The organism is Streptomyces sp. NPDC085460 (genome assembly GCF_044541975.1).
Taxonomy (GTDB): Bacteria; Actinomycetota; Actinomycetes; order Streptomycetales; family Streptomycetaceae; genus Streptomyces.
This window is the reverse complement of the sequence record NZ_JBITTO010000010.1, coordinates 112,510-127,720: the sequence shown is the minus strand read 5'-3', so window position 1 is coordinate 127,720 and position 15,211 is coordinate 112,510. Positions and strand designations below refer to the sequence as shown.

The 15,211-nt window shown below is 75.3% G+C and carries 11 protein-coding genes and 2 tRNA genes; 10 read left to right on the top strand and 3 right to left on the bottom strand.

What is annotated here, in order from left to right; all coding sequences use genetic code 11:
* Positions 1–45: 45 nt before the first annotated feature.
* Together ACIGHB_RS26110 and ACIGHB_RS26105 are read left to right on the top strand one after the other, a co-directional pair.
* Positions 46–714, top strand: coding sequence for a class F sortase (locus ACIGHB_RS26110; protein ID WP_360312150.1), 669 nt, complete (start codon positions 46–48; stop codon positions 712–714).
* A gap of 401 nt (positions 715–1,115) precedes the next feature.
* Positions 1,116–2,111, top strand: coding sequence for a glycoside hydrolase family 6 protein (locus ACIGHB_RS26105; RefSeq protein ID WP_399916280.1), 996 nt, complete (start codon positions 1,116–1,118; stop codon positions 2,109–2,111).
* Positions 2,112–2,165: 54 nt separating this feature from the next.
* Here the strand turns inward: ACIGHB_RS26105 and ACIGHB_RS26100 are convergent.
* A tRNA-Lys gene (locus tag ACIGHB_RS26100) sits at positions 2,166–2,239 on the bottom strand.
* A gap of 181 nt (positions 2,240–2,420) precedes the next feature.
* Here ACIGHB_RS26100 and ACIGHB_RS26095 point away from each other — a divergent pair.
* From ACIGHB_RS26095 to ACIGHB_RS26070, 6 genes are all read left to right on the top strand, one after another.
* Positions 2,421–3,851, top strand: coding sequence for a peptidoglycan-binding protein (locus tag ACIGHB_RS26095; protein ID WP_399916278.1), 1,431 nt, complete (start codon positions 2,421–2,423; stop codon positions 3,849–3,851).
* Positions 3,852–3,876: 25 nt separating this feature from the next.
* The gene (locus ACIGHB_RS26090; protein ID WP_399916276.1) at positions 3,877–6,261 is read left to right on the top strand and encodes an SPFH domain-containing protein; all 2,385 of its coding nucleotides are present in this window, start codon (positions 3,877–3,879) and stop codon (positions 6,259–6,261) included.
* A gap of 199 nt (positions 6,262–6,460) precedes the next feature.
* A complete protein-coding gene (locus ACIGHB_RS26085) occupies positions 6,461–7,051 on the top strand; it encodes a lytic polysaccharide monooxygenase (protein ID WP_399916274.1) in 591 nt (196 codons plus the stop codon).
* Positions 7,052–7,077: 26 nt separating this feature from the next.
* The gene (locus ACIGHB_RS26080; RefSeq protein WP_399916272.1) at positions 7,078–8,757 is read left to right on the top strand and encodes an AMP-binding protein; all 1,680 of its coding nucleotides are present in this window, start codon (positions 7,078–7,080) and stop codon (positions 8,755–8,757) included.
* A gap of 86 nt (positions 8,758–8,843) precedes the next feature.
* On the top strand, positions 8,844–10,139 hold the full coding sequence (locus ACIGHB_RS26075; RefSeq protein WP_360319730.1) for a sensor domain-containing protein: 1,296 nt from the start codon (positions 8,844–8,846) through the stop codon (positions 10,137–10,139).
* Positions 10,079–10,732 (top strand): response regulator, encoded by a 654-nt coding sequence (locus tag ACIGHB_RS26070; protein WP_399916269.1) that lies wholly within the window; start codon positions 10,079–10,081, stop codon positions 10,730–10,732. Before ACIGHB_RS26075 ends, ACIGHB_RS26070 begins: the two co-directional genes overlap by 61 nt.
* A gap of 75 nt (positions 10,733–10,807) precedes the next feature.
* Here the strand turns inward: ACIGHB_RS26070 and ACIGHB_RS26065 are convergent.
* Both ACIGHB_RS26065 and ACIGHB_RS26060 read right to left on the bottom strand, forming a co-directional pair.
* A tRNA-Lys gene (locus ACIGHB_RS26065) sits at positions 10,808–10,881 on the bottom strand.
* A gap of 75 nt (positions 10,882–10,956) precedes the next feature.
* The gene (locus tag ACIGHB_RS26060) at positions 10,957–11,715 is read right to left on the bottom strand and encodes an IclR family transcriptional regulator C-terminal domain-containing protein (RefSeq protein WP_360319734.1); all 759 of its coding nucleotides are present in this window, start codon (positions 11,713–11,715) and stop codon (positions 10,957–10,959) included.
* Between the two features lie 375 nt (positions 11,716–12,090).
* Between ACIGHB_RS26060 and ACIGHB_RS26055 the strand changes: the two genes are divergently transcribed.
* Together ACIGHB_RS26055 and ACIGHB_RS26050 are read left to right on the top strand one after the other, a co-directional pair.
* Positions 12,091–13,206, top strand: coding sequence for an LLM class flavin-dependent oxidoreductase (locus ACIGHB_RS26055; RefSeq protein ID WP_399916266.1), 1,116 nt, complete (start codon positions 12,091–12,093; stop codon positions 13,204–13,206).
* A gap of 254 nt (positions 13,207–13,460) precedes the next feature.
* Positions 13,461–15,155, top strand: coding sequence for a glycosyl hydrolase family 18 protein (locus ACIGHB_RS26050; RefSeq protein WP_399916264.1), 1,695 nt, complete (start codon positions 13,461–13,463; stop codon positions 15,153–15,155).
* Positions 15,156–15,211 lie beyond the last annotated feature (56 nt).

The window sequence follows — 15,211 nt, the reverse complement described above, 5'->3', positions numbered from 1 at the left end:
GCCCTCCGGAGCGCGCGGGGCCGGCCCCGAAGGCGCGGCCTAGCCGTGGCCGCGCCGAGCCGCCCGGCCGTCGGCGTGGCCTGGGCGGTCCTGCTCCTCGGGCTCTGGCTCTGGGGCCGCGACGCCGCCTGGGGCCCGGGCGGCAGCTCGGCCCCGACGCACGGCGACATCGCGGCGGTCGGGCGCCCGCCGGGCGTGGACCTGCCGCCGTCCCGGGAGCCGATACCCGGCGCGGCGGAACCCCGCCGCGTCCGGATCCCCGCCCTCGGCATCGACGCCCCCGTCGTCCCCCGGGGCCTCGACTCCACCGGGGCGGTGGACCCGCCGCCGTACGAGCTGCCGCACGCCGTCGGCTGGTACGCCCCCGGCACCCCGCCCGGCGCCGCGGGCCCCGCCCTCCTCGTCGGCCACGTCGACACCGAGACCCGCCCCGCCGTCTTCTACGCCCTCAGCGCCGCCCGCCCCGGCGAGACCGTCCGCGTCACCCGGACGGACGGATCCGTCGCCGTCTTCACCGTCGACGACGTCCGCGTCGTCGCGCGCGACGACTTCGACCCCCGGGCGGTCTACGGCCCCCGCGACCCTGCCCGCGCCGAGCTCCGCCTCATCACCTGCGGCGGCACCTTCGACCGCGCCACCGGCACCTACACGGCGAACGTCGTCGTCTCGGCGTACCTGACGGCGGCGGAACAGCCGACGGCGGGCGGTACGTGAGCTTCTGGCGGGTGTGCGGGTGTACGGGTGTGCGGGCGTACGGGTGGACCTGGCCCCGGCCGGCGGGCCGCGTCCCACGGGCCGCCGGCCGGGCCGGTCCTCGACCGCGGGCTCACGGGCCGCGGGAGGAGCCCGGCGCCGCCGCGGGAGGCGGGAGTTCCGCACACTGTAGAGGGCCCCGCCTCGCACGGCCCAGGGGGCTGCCGTGTCACGATGGTCACGACTCCGCCACCCCCGCACGCGCCCGAGGGGCCCGTATGTCCGCACGCCCGCCCGCGCCCCCCGCGGCCCCGCGTCCGAGTCCGTTTCCGGTGCCGTTTCCGCGTCCTGCTCCGAGCCCGGGTCCGCCGCCGCGTCCGGGTCTGCTGCCCTCCGCGTACGGTCCCGGCGCCGCTGCCCGCGTGGGAGCGCGGCTCCTCGCCGCGGCCCTCGCGCTCCTGGCCGCCACGGCCTGCGCGGCGCCCGGCGCGGCGGGCGGGCGGGGCGCTCCCGGGCCCGACCCGTCCCCGCCGGCCGGGGCACCCTACTGGGTGAATCCGGACGGGAAGGCCGCCCGCGCCGTCGCCGCCCACCGCGCGGCGGGCCGGACCGCGGAGGCCGAGCTGCTGAGCCGGATCTCGACCCGCCCGGTCGCGGAGTGGCTCGGCCCCGACCGGCCGGAGGCGGAGGCGGAGACGCGGGCGCTCACCGAGGCGGCGACGGCGGCGGGCCGGGCCGCCCTCCTCGTCCTCTACGGCATCCCGCACCGGGACTGCGGGCAGTACTCGGCCGGCGGCGCGACCGACGGGGACGCGTACCGCGCATGGGTGGACGCCGTCGCCCGGGGCATCGGCGACCGGCGGGCCACGGTGGTCCTGGAACCGGACGCGGTGATGCAGATCGTCGACGGCTGCACCGCCGAGGAGCACCGCGCCGAGCGGTACGCCCTGCTCCGGTCGGCCGTCGAGCGTCTGAAGCGGCAGCCGGGCGTCACCGTCCACCTGGACGCGGGCAATCCCGGCTGGGCCGCCCCGGAGACGGTGGCCGCACCGCTGCGGGAGGCCGGTGCCGACGCCGCCGACGGTTTCGCGGTGAACGTCTCGAACTTCCGCACGACGGAGGAGAGCGTCGCGTACGGGCGGCGGCTCTCCGCCCTCGTCGGCGGCAAGCCCTTCGTCGTCGACACCGGCCGCAACGGGAACGGCCCCTACACGGCGGGCGACCTGGCGGAGGACTGGTGCAACCCGCCGGGCCGCGCGCTCGGCGAACCGCCGACCACGGGCACCGGAGACCCGCTGGTCAGCGCCTACCTGTGGATCAAGCGCCCCGGCGAGTCGGACGGGGAGTGCCGGGGCGGCCCGAAGGCGGGCGAGTGGTTCGACGCGTACGCCCTGGAACTGGCCCGCAACGCACAGTAGTTGACCGGTGACAGCAAGAAGCCCCTCGCTCGCGCGAGGGGCTTCTTGTGTCGGTGCGCCGCCAGGGACTCGAACCCCGGACCCGCTGATTAAGAGTCAGCTGCTCTAACCAACTGAGCTAGCGGCGCCTGCTGACAGAGAGAACTCTACCCGACGTCCGGGGGTGCTCCCGACCAACAGGGCCCGTCTCCGGCCTGTCGGATGGTCGTATCAGGCCGTTGATCCGTCAAAATGCGACTTGTCCAGACAGTTGAGAAACTGGCGCCCGAACGAGGCCAAAAGATCTTGACGAGTGTGGAGGGGAATCGCATGAGCGTGCCGGTCTTCGAGGAATTCGAACCCGAGCCCGACTGTGGCTGCCCGGGCTGCGCCCGGCGCCGCCGCGACCTCGCGCGGGGCCTGCCGGTCCGCGCGGGCGGACACCCGGCGGCGCACGGTGCCCGCCGGGCCCTGGTCCTGGTGACGGCGGCGGGTGCGGTGATCGGCGGGGGAGGGGCGGGCGGCGTCGCCGCCGCGCAGGCGCCCGAGCTCCCGGTCCGGCCGGGGCTGCCGGCGGACCGCGCGGGCACCGCCGACGCGGCCAGGGACGCCGACACCCCGCAGGGCGGCCCCGCCCCGCTGCACGGCCCGGCGGCCGGGCGGGGCGACGGCGGGCCCACCCCGGGCGCCGTTCCGGCGACCAGTCAGATCTCGGCCGGGACGCTGCGGAGCACCACCCGCACGGAGATCATCAACCGGGCCAGGAAGTGGGTCTCGGCCCAGGTGCCGTACTCGATGGAGAAGTACTGGTCGGACGGGTACCGCCAGGACTGCTCGGGCTTCATCTCGATGGCCTGGAACCTGCGCAGCAACGAGTGGACGGGCAGCCTCGACCGCTTCGCCGTCCGCATCGACCGGACCGACCTCCAGCCCGGCGACATCCTGCTCTTCCACAACCCGGCCAACCCGACCCGGGGCTCGCACGTGACGATCTTCGGCGGCTGGACGGACCACACCCACACCTCGTACCTCGCGTACGAGCAGACCAAGCCGCGCACGCGCAGGCAGGCCACGCCCCTGGCGTACTGGGAGAACTCCGACCGCTACGTGGCCTACCGCTACAAGGGCCTGGCCGGCACCGGGACCGGTGGTGGCACCGGCACGGGTGGTGGCACGGGCACGGGTGGTGGCACGGGCACCGGCGCGGGCGGCGGCACGACGGCGCCCGGTGGCTCCGCGTACCCGGGCGCGGCGAAGTTCGGCCCCGGCGCGAACAACGCGCACGTCACCGCGCTCGGGCGGATGCTGGTCGAGCGCGGCGCCGGGCGCTACTACACGCGGGGACCCGGCCCGAAGTGGGGCGAGGCCGACCGCAGGGCCACCCAGGCGTTCCAGCGCGCGCAGGGCTGGAAGGGCAAGGAGGCCGACGGTCTGCCGGGCGCGCACACCTGGAGGCTCCTCGTGTCGGGCGGGGGCCGGGACATCGGCGGTTCGAGTGGTTCGAGCGGTCCGAGCACAGATGCGAACGGGTTCCCCGGGCGTGGCTCCTTCCGTCCGGGCCAATCCAACGCATATGTGGAGAAGCTGGGCAAACAACTGGTGAAGCGGGGCTTCGGCAAGCACTACCTGTCGGGACCCGGTCCGCGCTGGACGGAGGCGGACCGCCGCAACGTCGAGGCGTTCCAGCGGGCACAGGGCTGGCGTGGCGCGGCGGCCGACGGCTACCCGGGCCCGGAGACCTGGCGGCGATTGTTCCGATGACCCCGAGACAAGAGGTGGACCCCGAATGACGGCAGCGACCCCGAACGACTCCGGCGCGGCGGCCTCGCGCGACGCGGCCAGAACCGCCCGCCGTCTCACCGACGGCACCCTCCCGCGCCGCGTGGCACCGCCGGGCCCGGGCCCCGGCCCGACGCCGGCCGAGGGCGTCGCGCCCCCACCCGCCCCGGTCGCGGCGACGGCCGTCTCCGTCCGCCCGGGCACCCACCCGGTCCCGACCGCCGCCGCGCCCCCGCTCCCCGCCGAGCCCGCGGCCGCCGCCGCGCCGACCGACCCGCTCCAGGCCCCGCGCGAGGCGGGCGCCCCCTCCGCCCGCCCCCCGGCCGAGGCCGGCCCGGCCCGGACGGCGCCCGGCGCCCCGGCCCCCGCCGGGCCACCGACGGAGCCGCGCCCGTCGACGCCCGCGACCGACCCGCCCCCCGCCGGCGCAGGCCCCGCGCCCGCCCCGGCACCCACCGTGACCGGCCCTCCTACCCCGAACCCCCACGAAGCGACGGGCCGGCCGCACCCGTCGGCCGCCGCCGGCCCGTCCTCGGCGGCCGCCGGTTCGTCCCCGACCCCCGCCAGTTCGTCCTCGGCGGTCGCCGGTCCGTCCCCGGCCCCCGCCAGTTCGTCCTCGGTGCTCGCCGGTCCGTCCCCGGCCCCCGCCGGCCCGTCCTCGGCGCTCGCCGGCCCGCCCCCGACCCCTGCCGGGGCGGGCTCCGCACCCGCCGGTCCCTCCCCGGCCCCCGCCGGGCCGGGCTCCGCCCCCGCCCCGGCGCCGACGGGCCGCCCGCCGCACGAAGCCCGCCCGGCGCAGTCCGTGGCCGCCACCTCCGTCTCCGCCGGGCCGCCGGGGGAGCCCCACCCGCCGGTGGCGATGACCGCCGCGACCGCCCCCGCCGGCGCGGGCCCCGCGCCGGCCGCCCGGGTGCTGCGGGGCGAGGCCCGCCCGGCTCCGGCGGCGGCCGGTACGAGGGCGGCGGCCCCGGCGACCGCCCCCGAGTCGCGCCCGGCGCCTGGCGGGCCCGCCCGCGCGGCGGAGGCGGAGGCGCCGCACCCGGGCGCGCGGGCCGCCGGTCGCGGGACCGCGCCCACGGCCGCATCCGCCCCCGCCCCCACCACCCGCGGCGGCGTGTTCAAGGAGGAGCGGGACGTGCTCGACTTCGGGCGGATCACGGGGGCACGGGTCGCGTCCGTCGCGGTGCCGGTCGCCGCGGTGGGGAGGCTGCCGCGCCGCAAGAACGTGATCGGGGCGGAGACCACCGGCTCCATCCCCGTACACCTGCTCTTCCGGGACGGCGGCGCGGCCGACACCCCGACCTCGGCCACCGCACCGGCACCCGCACCCGCACCGGGCGCCGGCGCCGACGACGACGACGGCGGTCCCGACACCGTCGCCATGCCGGCGCCGGCGCCGGCGCGGGGCGCGAAGGCCGTCATCCCGAGGCCCGTCACCAAGCAGGTGCCGGTCCGGCCGGCGTCCGCGCGGCCCGCGCCGACGGCGGACCCCGCGCTCGTGGAGCGCGCCGCCGCGGTGCTGCCGGGCTGGGTCGGCGTGGTCGGCGGGCTCCTGGCGCTCGCGGGGTGCGCGGCGGTCGTGTGGTGGGCGGGCGCCGTGCCCGCCGAGCTCGCGCGGATGCTGCGGCTGCCCCCGCGCCCGTACCACGGGATCCACCTCGCGCAGTGGGGGCTGCTGGCGCTCGGCGTGCTGGCGCTGCTGTTCGCGGTGGGCGGTCTGGGCCGCGGCCGGGTCGGGTACGCCTGGGTGCTGACCCTGTTCGGCGAGTACCGCGGCACCGTGCGCCGTACCGGTCTGGTCTGGGCGAGTCCGCTGCTGCTGCGCCGCCGGGTGGACGTCCGGCTGCGGCACTGGCGCAGCGAGCCGCTGCCGGCGGTGGACGCGAAGGGGACCGCGCTGGACGTGACGGTCCTCGTGGTGTGGCGGGTCCGGGACACCGTCCGGGCGGCGCTCGGGGTCGACGGCCACGAGGACTACCTGCGGGAGCAGGTGGAGGCGGCGATGGCCCGGGTCCTGTCGCAGCTGCCGGCGGACGCGTTCCACGAGGACGCGCCGACGCTGCGGGACGCGGAGGCGGTCGGCGAGGCCCTGACGCGGCTGCTGTCGGCGGAGTGCGCGCCGGTCGGTCTCGACGTGTTCTCGGCGCAGCCGACGCGGATCGAGTATGCCCCTGAGGTCGCGGAGGCGATGCGCCGCCGCCGGATCGCGGCGATCGACGCGAAGCACCGGGACAGTGTGCTGACGTCGGTGGTGGACGCGGTGGACGACGTGGTCCACCGGCTGACCAGTCGTGGTCTCGTGGAGCTGGACGACTACGAGCGCAAGGCGCTGGTGAAGGACCTGACGGTGGCGTTCTACACGGGCCGCGGGGTCCAGGGCGAGGGGGCCTGAGGCCGGTCCTGGTCCGAGGTCGCGAGGGCGGTCGGGTCTTCCCGGCCGCCCTCGCCGTTGGTATGGACATGTTCAACTTCCGTCCCTACCTTGGTACTTGGTCTAGACCTAGAACGGATCCTTCCGCACCACCCCGCACGCGTGCAGCACGGCCCACGGACATCACGGAACTCCCCCACGTTCTCCCTGGAGCGACAGCATGCGCAAAAAGACAGGGCTGGCCGCCGTGGCCCTCGGCGTCACGGCCGCCTCCCTCTTCGCCGCCGGCAGCGCGAACAGCCACGGCTACACCGACTCACCGATCAGCCGCCAGAAGCTCTGTGCCAACGGCACCGTGACGAACTGCGGCAACATCCAGTGGGAGCCGCAGTCCGTCGAAGGACTCAAGGGCTTCCCGGGCGCCGGGCCCGCCGACGGCAAGATCTGCGCCGGCGGCAACTCCCAGTTCGCCCAGCTGGACGACCCGCGCGGCGGCGCCTGGCCGGCGACGAAGGTCACGGCGGGCCAGAGCTACACCTTCCGCTGGCAGTTCACGGCCCGCCACCGCACCACCGACTTCCGCTACTACATCACCAAGAACGGCTGGAACCCGGGCAGCAAGCTCACCCGGGCCCAGCTCGACCCCCAGCCGTTCCTCACCGTCCCGTACAACAGCCAGCAGCCGCCGGCCACGCTCTCGCACTCCGGGACCATCCCGGCGGGCAAGACCGGCAAGCACCTGATCCTGGCGGTGTGGACGGTCGCGGACACCGCGAACGCCTTCTACGCCTGCTCGGACGTTCAGTTCTGACGCATCGTCAGTTAAGGTCCGTGGCCATGACGGCCACGACACGGGCAGGCGCGGACACCGTCGCGGAGCTGATACGGCGCCGCTGGGGCGACCACCGGACCGGGCTGAGGGACGAGCACCACGCCCTCAGCCACCACCGGGCCGCCGCGGGCGCCGCCGCACGGGCCGCCCTGCTCGTGGACCTGATGCCCCCCAGGCCGGGGAGCGAGCCGCACCTCGGCCTGCTGCTCGACAACACGCCGGAGTACCCGCTCTGGCTCGGCGCGGCGGCCCTCGCGGGGGCCGCCGTCGCCGGCGTCAACCCCACCCGGCGCGGCGCCGAACTCGCCCGGGACATCACCCACACCGCCTGCCGGGTCCTCGTCACCCAGCGCGCCCACCTGCCGCTCCTCGACGGCCTGCCGCTGCCCGGCGTCCGCCTCCTGGTCACCGACACCGAGGCGTACGAGGAACTCCTCGCGCCCTACGCGGACGCCCGCCCCGGCGACGCCGTCCTCGGCCCCGTCACCCCCGGCACCCGCTACCTGCTCACCTTCACGTCGGGCTCCACCGGCGCGCCCAAGGCCGCGCTCCGCAGCCAGGGCGCGGTCGCGGCGGCCGGCGCCTCCCTGGCCCGCGCCTTCTCCGTCGGCCCGGACGACACCCACTACGTCTGCATGCCGATGTTCCACGGCAACGCCGTCATCGCCGACTGGGCTCCGGCCCTCGCCGCGGGCGCCGGGATCGCCCTGCGGGCCCGCTTCTCCGCCTCCCGCTTCCTCTCCGACGTCCGCCGCTTCGACGCCACCTACTTCACCTACGTCGGCCGCGCCGTCCAGTACCTCCTCGCGACCCCGCCGGGACCGCATGACCGCGACCACCGCCTCCGCCTCGGCTTCGGCACCGAGGCCGGCGCCGTCGACGCGGCCCGCTTCCGCGACCGCTTCGGCGTGCCGCTGGTCGAGGGCTACGGCTCCTCCGAGGGCGGCGCGTCGATCCAGCGCACCCCCGGCACCCCGCCGGGCGCCGTCGGCCGCGCCGCCCCCACCGACGACCTCGCGGTCGTCGACCCCGAATCGCTGGCCGAGTGCCCCCCGGCCCGCTTCTCGCCCTCCGGCCGGCTCCTCAACGCCGACGACGCCATCGGCGAGCTCGTCAACCGCGCCGGCACCGGCACCTTCGAGGGCTACTGGCGCAACCCGGACGCCGAGGCGGCCCGCCGGCGCGGCGGCTGGTACTGGACCGGCGACCTCTTCTACCGGGACGAGGCCGGCTACCTCTACTTCGCCGGCCGCACCGACGACCGGCTCCGCGTCGACAGCGAGAACCTCGCCGCCGCGATGATCGAGGCCATCCTGTCCCGCTGGGACCGCGCCGCCGGCGTCGCCGTCTACGCGGTCCCCGATCCGGTCGCCGGCGACCAGGTCATGGCCGCCCTGGCCCTCCGCCCCGGCACGGCCTTCGACCCGGACGCCTTCGCCGCCTTCCTCGACGCCCAGCCCGACCTCGGCACGAAGATGCCCCCGCGCTTCGTCCGCGTCACCCCCGCCCTCCCCCTCACCGCCACCAACAAGATCCACCGCGTCGCCCTCCGCCGCGCCTCCTTCCTCTGCGACGACCCCGTCTGGTGGCGCCCCACCCCCACGGCCCCGTACGAACCCCTCACCGCCCCCGCGCTCGCCGCCCTCCGCGAGCTCTACGGCCGCCACGGCCGCGCACCCGCCTGACCCCCGGGGGTAGGGCCGGCCCCACCCCGGCCACACCCTCCCGCCCCATGGCCCGGTCGCCCCGGCGCCGCCTACGGTGGGCGGTCATGGAAGATCGTGACGTCCTGCGGGCGCTCGTCCGGCGGCCCGCCCGGTACCCCTTCGGCGTCTGGCCGTGGCGGAGCGCCGCCTATCTGGCGACCGGCGTCGTCGGCGGGCTGCTCGCCTGCGCCGCCCTCCTCGTGCTGCTGCTCGCCTCCCTGCTCCTCGTCGGGATCCCGCTGCTGCTGTCCGGCGGGGTCGCGCTCGGCGGCGTCGAGCGGCTGCGGCTGCGGCTCGTCGACCGGGCGCCCGCCCCGGACCCGCACCGGGTGCCGGCCGCGCCGGGGCTCGGGGCGTGGGCGCGGACGCGGGCGGGGGAGCGGGCGACCTGGCGGGAGCTGGCGTACGCGCTCCTCCTCGCCACCGTCCTGTGGATCCTCGACGCGCTCGTGCTCGCCGTCGCCGTCGGCGCGCCCGCCACGCTGCTCGCCGCGCCGGTGCTGCTCGCCGTCGACGGGGAGGAGACCAAGCTCCTGAAGACCGTCCTGGTGACCTCGTACCCGGCCGCCTTCGCCGCCGTCGCCGTCGGCGCGCTCGCCCTCCTCGCGCTCGGCTACCCACTCGGGCTGTACGCGGCCGGGCGCGGCGCGCTGGCGCGGGCGCTGCTCACGCCCGGGGACCGGGACGGTCTCGGGGAGGTCATCGCCTCCCGGGCCCGGCTCGTGGACGCCTTCGAGGCCGAGCGCCGCCGCATCGAACGCGACCTGCACGACGGGGCCCAGCACCGGCTCGTCGCGCTCACCATGACCCTGGGCCTCGCGCGGCTCGACGCCCCGCCGGACGGGCCGCTGGCCGCGCGGCTCGCGCAGGCGCAGGACGAGGCGGGGCGGGTGCTCGCCGAGCTGCGGGAGCTGATCCACGGCATCCATCCGCAGGTCCTCGCCGACTACGGGCTCGGTTCCGCGCTCGCCGACGCCGCCGACCGGACCGCCGTCCCCGTCGACACCGACCTCGACGGGCTGCCCCGGCTGCCCGCCGCCGTGGAGAGCGCCGCGTACTTCACCGGCCGCGAGGCGCTCGCCAACGTCGACCGGCACAGCGGCGCCGGCCGCGCCCGCCTGACCGGCCGGCACGACGGCCGCGTCCTGGTCCTGACCGTCGAGGACGACGGCCGGGGCGGCGCCGACCCGGGCCTGGGCTCCGGGCTCACCGGACTCGCCGACCGGCTCGCCGTCCTCGATGGCACACTGACGATCACCAGCCCGCCGGGCGGGCCGACGGTCCTACGAGTGGAGATCCCGTGCCGCGTCAGCTCCGCGTCGTCCTCGCCGAGGACGGCGTCCTCCTCCGGGAGGGACTGATCGGGCTGCTGGCCCGGTTCGGCCACGAGGTGGTGGCCGCCGTCGGCGACGCCGAGGCGCTGCGCGCGGCGGTCGCCGCCCACGACCCCGACGTGGTCCTCACCGACGTACGGATGCCGCCCGGGTTCCAGGACGAGGGGCTGCGGGCCGCCGTCGCCCTGCGCGCCGAGCGCCCCGGCCTGCCGGTCCTCGTCCTCAGCCAGTACGTGCAGCGGGACTACGCCGCGGACCTCCTCGACTCGGGCGACGGCACCGGCGTGGGCTACCTCCTCAAGGACCGGGTCGGGCAGGTGGAGGAGTTCGCGGACGCCCTGGACCGGGTCGCCGCGGGCGGCACGGTCGTCGACCCGGAGGTCGTACGACAGCTGCTGCGCCGCCGCCGCGACCCGCTCGCCGCGCTGACCCCGCGCGAGCGGGAGGTCCTGGCGCTGGTCGCGGAGGGGCACTCCAACGGGGAGGTGGCCCGCCGGCTCGTCGTCACCGAGGCCGCCGTCGGCAAGCACATCGGCAACATCCTGGCCAAGCTGGACCTGCCGCCGGCCGAGGACACCCACCGCCGGGTCCTCGCGGTCCTCGCCTACCTCCAGGCGTGAGCCCGGGCGGCCGGAGGCGCGTTCCGGCACGACGAAAGAGGCCCCTCGCTTCCGCGAGGGGCCTCTTCCCGTCTGTGCGCCGCCAGGGACTCGAACCCCGGACCCGCTGATTAAGAGTCAGCTGCTCTAACCAACTGAGCTAGCGGCGCCTGCTGACAGAGAAAATACTACCTGGTCCCCGCGGGTGCTCGTGACCACCCCGCCGCCGCCCCGCGCGGGACGCCTCAGATGGCCAGGGACAGCACGACCGGCGCCGCCCGCCGGTTCAGCGTGTCGGCGGCCGAGCGCAGCCGGTGCGCGTGCTCGATGGGGAGCGAGAGTGCCAGGCAGCCCACGGCGGAGCCGGCCGTCAGCGGGACCGCCGCGCAGACCGTGCCGACGGCGTACTCCTGGAGGTCGAGGACCGGGACGGTCGGCGGCTGGCTGTCCAGCTTGGAGAAGAGCACCTTCTCGTTGGTGATGGTCCGGGAGGTGAGCCGGGCGATCTTGTGCCGGGAGAGGTGGTCGCGCCGCCCGTTGAGGTCGAGCTGGGTGAGCAGGCACTTGCCGACCGCGCTGGCGTGGGCCGCGGAGCGGAAGTCGACCCACTCGTGGACCTTGGGGGTGCGCGGGCCGTCCGCGAACTGGGTGATCTTCACCTCGCCGTCGATGTACCGGCTGATGTAGACCGCCGCGCCGACGGAGTCGCGCAGTTCGGTGAGGGTCTCCTGGAGCTTCGCCTCCAGCGCCTCCCGGCGGGTGGAGCCGGAGCCGAGGAGGACCAGCGAGTCCCCGATGACGTACGCGCCGTCGGAGACCTGCTCGACGTACCCCTCGCGGCGGAGCATGAGGAGGAGCGGCGACAGATGGGCGACGGGCAGTCCGGCCTCCCGCGCGATCTGGACGTCCGACACCCCGCCGCCGTGGCGCGAGACGGTCTCCAGGACGCGCAGCGCGTATTGCACCGAGTGGAACGGCGCGGTGGGCTCGGGCTTCAGCGCCACGGTTTCCCCCTACCAGGTTGTGACCGCAAGCTTCCGTACCACGATAGCCGCCAAGGGCCGTTTACGGGGCGGCTGTTGGCGAGAAACATACGGAGGATCCCGGCCCTGTCCTGCGGTGCGCCACTCTGGCATATGACATGGGCATGAATGGCCGGAAGAGTCTCAGGTCAGAGAGGTGCGGGCCCGTTCTCGCGCGCGCGTTCGGCTCCCGGGGAATCACGGATTCACCGGCGCCCGGCGGGCGCGGATCCCGCCGTTCCGGTGGCCGGAATGTGACTCCGGTCACCCGACCCGCCCCGTTCGCCCCGGAATAAGCGCCACCGCACCCCTGTTGCCGCTCCGGTGGACATACCCGCGCGGAGAGAGGACCGGACGGTGAGCGAGACCGGCACCCAGGCAGACGCAGGCACGGCGGACGGCGCCGGCACCGACGCCGTACGAGGAGCGGCCCGGGGCAGCGCCCCCGTGCCGCTCTCCGTGCTCGACCTGGTGACCGTCGGCAGCGGCTCCACCGCGAGCCGGGCGCTCGCCACCAGCGTGGAGCTCAGCCGGCTCGCCGAGCGGCGCGGCTACCACCGCCACTGGGTGGCCGAGCACCACTCCATGCCCGGCGTCGCCTCCTCCTCCCCGGCCGTGATCCTCGCCCACCTCGCCGCCCACACCCGCCGCATCCGGCTCGGCTCCGGCGGCGTGATGCTCCCCAACCACGCCCCGCTGGTGATCGCCGAGCAGTTCGGGACCCTGGAGGCCCTCGCCCCGGGCCGGATCGACCTCGGCCTCGGCCGGGCCCCCGGCACCGACGGCGCGACCGCCGCCGCCCTGCGGCGCACGGACACGCTGAACGAGGGGGCCGACGACTTTCCCGAGCAGCTCTCCGAGCTGACCCGCTTCCTGGACGACGACTTCCCGGACGCCCACCCCTACTCCCGGATCCACGCCGTGCCGGGCCCGGTGCAGGGCCCGAAGGGCCGGCCGCCGGTCTGGCTGCTCGGTTCCTCCGGCTTCAGCGCCCGGCTCGCCGGACTGCTCGGGCTGCCCTTCGCCTTCGCCCACCACTTCTCGGCCCGCAACACCCTCCCCGCGCTCGACCTCTACCGGGAGTCCTTCCGACCCTCCGCGGTGCTCGACGCCCCCTACGCCCTGATCGGCGTCGGCGCGCTCGCCGCCGAGGACGAGAAGGAGGCGTACCGGCAGGTGCTCACCGGCGCGCTGTCGATGCTGCGGCTGCGCACCGGCCGGCCGGGGCTCATCCCGACGCCCGAGGAGGCGGAGGCGTACGGCTTCTCCCCGGCGGAGCGGGAGTTCGCCGACGGCTGGCTCGCGAACGTCGTGTACGGCACCCCGGACGCGGTCCGGTCGGGCCTGGACGAGCTCCAGAAGCGGACCGGCGCCGACGAGCTGATGCTGACGGCGAACGTGCACGGGGCGGAGGCGCGGCTGCGGAGCCACGAACTGATCGCGGACGCCTACGGCTTGCCCGAGCTCGGCTGAATCCAGGATTCCGGTGGGGGACTGGTTCACCGCCGAACCACCCCGCCGGCTTCCCTAAGTGAACCTTAAACCGCTTGTCACCGAGGGTGGCGGGCGGTTTTGTTTTGTGCTGCACCCCTCTGACAAGGGCTTTCACCCTCGAATTGGTCTAGTCCTCAATCTGGTTCAGACCATTGACGTGCCGTTCACACGGGGGCTATCACTTCTCCAACTCCTTGTACGGCACCACCAGTACCCCCCATCGGAGGACGCTCGTGCACCCCCGTAAGTCATTGATCGCCGCGCTGCTCAGCTCGGCCCTCGCGGCCGGCGCCCTCGCCGCCACCGCGGGTCTCGGCTCCGCCCAGGCCGCCGACGCCTCGACCACCGCCTCCGCCGGCGGCGTGCGCATCGCGTACTACGACCAGTGGAGCGTGTACGGCAACGCGTTCTACCCGAAGCACCTCGACACGCGGGGCATCGCGAGCCAGCTGGACATCATCAACTACTCGTTCGGCAACATCCACCCGACGAACCTCACGTGTTTCATGGCCAACAAGGCCGCGGGTGACGACAACAACCCGAACGCGGGCGACGGCGCGGGCGACTCCTACGCCGACTACCAGAAGTCCTTCTCCGCGGCCGACTCCGTCGACGGCGTCGCCGACAAGTGGGACCAGCCGATCGTGGGCGTCTTCAACCAGTTCAAGGAGCTGAAGGCGAAGTACCCCCACCTGAAGATCAACATCTCGCTCGGCGGCTGGACCTACTCGAAGTACTTCCACGACGCGGCGAAGACGGACGCGAGCCGCAAGAAGCTCGTCTCCTCCTGCATCGACCAGTACCTCAAGGGCAACCTGCCCGTCGAGGGCGGCTTCGGCGGCCCCGGCACGGCGGCCGGCATCTTCGACGGCATCGACATCGACTGGGAGTACCCGGGCTCCTCCGGCGGCCACCTGGGCAACCACTACGGCCCCGAGGACAAGCAGAACTTCACCCTGCTCCTCGCCGAGTTCCGCAAGCAGCTCGACGAGTACGGCGCGGCCAACGGCGGCAAGAAGTACATGCTGACCGCGGCCATGCCGGCCGGCCAGGACAAGATCAAGTACATCGAGACCGACAAGATCGGCCAGTACTTGGACTACGCCAACATCATGACGTACGACATGCACGGCGCCTGGGACGGCGACGGGCCGACGTACCACCAGTCGCCGCTGTACTCCGGCGCGAACGACCCGACCGACCCGATCGCCCCGGGCACCGAGAAGTACTCGATCGACAACGCGATCGACTCCTGGATCGACGGCAAGCCCGCCTACGGCATCGCCGGCGGCTTCCCCGCCGAGAAGCTGACGCTGGGCTACGAGTTCTACTACCGCGGCTGGAAGGGCGTGCCCGCCGGCACCGCCAACGGCCTCGCGCAGTCCGCCACCGGCGGCTCCGGCGCCCGCCCGCTCTCGCAGCAGGCCGGCATCGCCCACTACAAGGAGCTCGGCGGCATCGTCGACAACGCGGCGACCACCTTCTGGGACGACCAGGCCAAGTCCGCGTACTTCTACAAGGACGGCGAGTTCTTCACCGGCCTGAACCAGAAGGCCATCCAGGAGCGCGTGAACTACGGCAAGCAGCGCGGCCTCGGCGGCGCGATGATGTACTCGCTCCTCGGCCTGGACAACAACGCCACCCTGCTGACCCAGATCAACGCGGCGCTCGGCGGCACCACCACCCCGCCCACCACCCCGCCGACCACGCCTCCGACCACCCCGCCCACGACCCCGCCGACCACGCCGCCGACCACCCCGCCGGCCGGCTGCGGCTCGCTCCCGGCCTACGTCGCCGGCACGGTGTACAACACGGGCAACGAGGTCTCCCACAACGGCCGCAAGTACAAGGCCAAGTGGTGGACCCAGAACGAGACCCCCGGCTCGACCGGCGAGTGGGGCGTCTGGCAGGACCTCGGCGCCTGCTGATCCCGGCCCCGCACCACCCCTCATGAACCACTGCCCCCGCCCGGAATGTCCCTCCG

What these genes read in the sequence shown, in the direction of transcription:
- ACIGHB_RS26095 (WP_399916278.1), top strand. Translation starts at nt 2,421, where the DNA reads ATGAGCGTGCCGGTCTTCGAGGAATTCGAACCCGAGCCCGACTGTGGC.
- ACIGHB_RS26090 (WP_399916276.1), top strand. Translation starts at nt 3,877, where the DNA reads ATGACGGCAGCGACCCCGAACGACTCCGGCGCGGCGGCCTCGCGCGAC.
- ACIGHB_RS26085 (WP_399916274.1), top strand. Translation starts at nt 6,461, where the DNA reads ATGCGCAAAAAGACAGGGCTGGCCGCCGTGGCCCTCGGCGTCACGGCC.
- ACIGHB_RS26080 (WP_399916272.1), top strand. Translation starts at nt 7,078, where the DNA reads ATGACGGCCACGACACGGGCAGGCGCGGACACCGTCGCGGAGCTGATA.
- ACIGHB_RS26075 (WP_360319730.1), top strand. Translation starts at nt 8,844, where the DNA reads ATGGAAGATCGTGACGTCCTGCGGGCGCTCGTCCGGCGGCCCGCCCGG.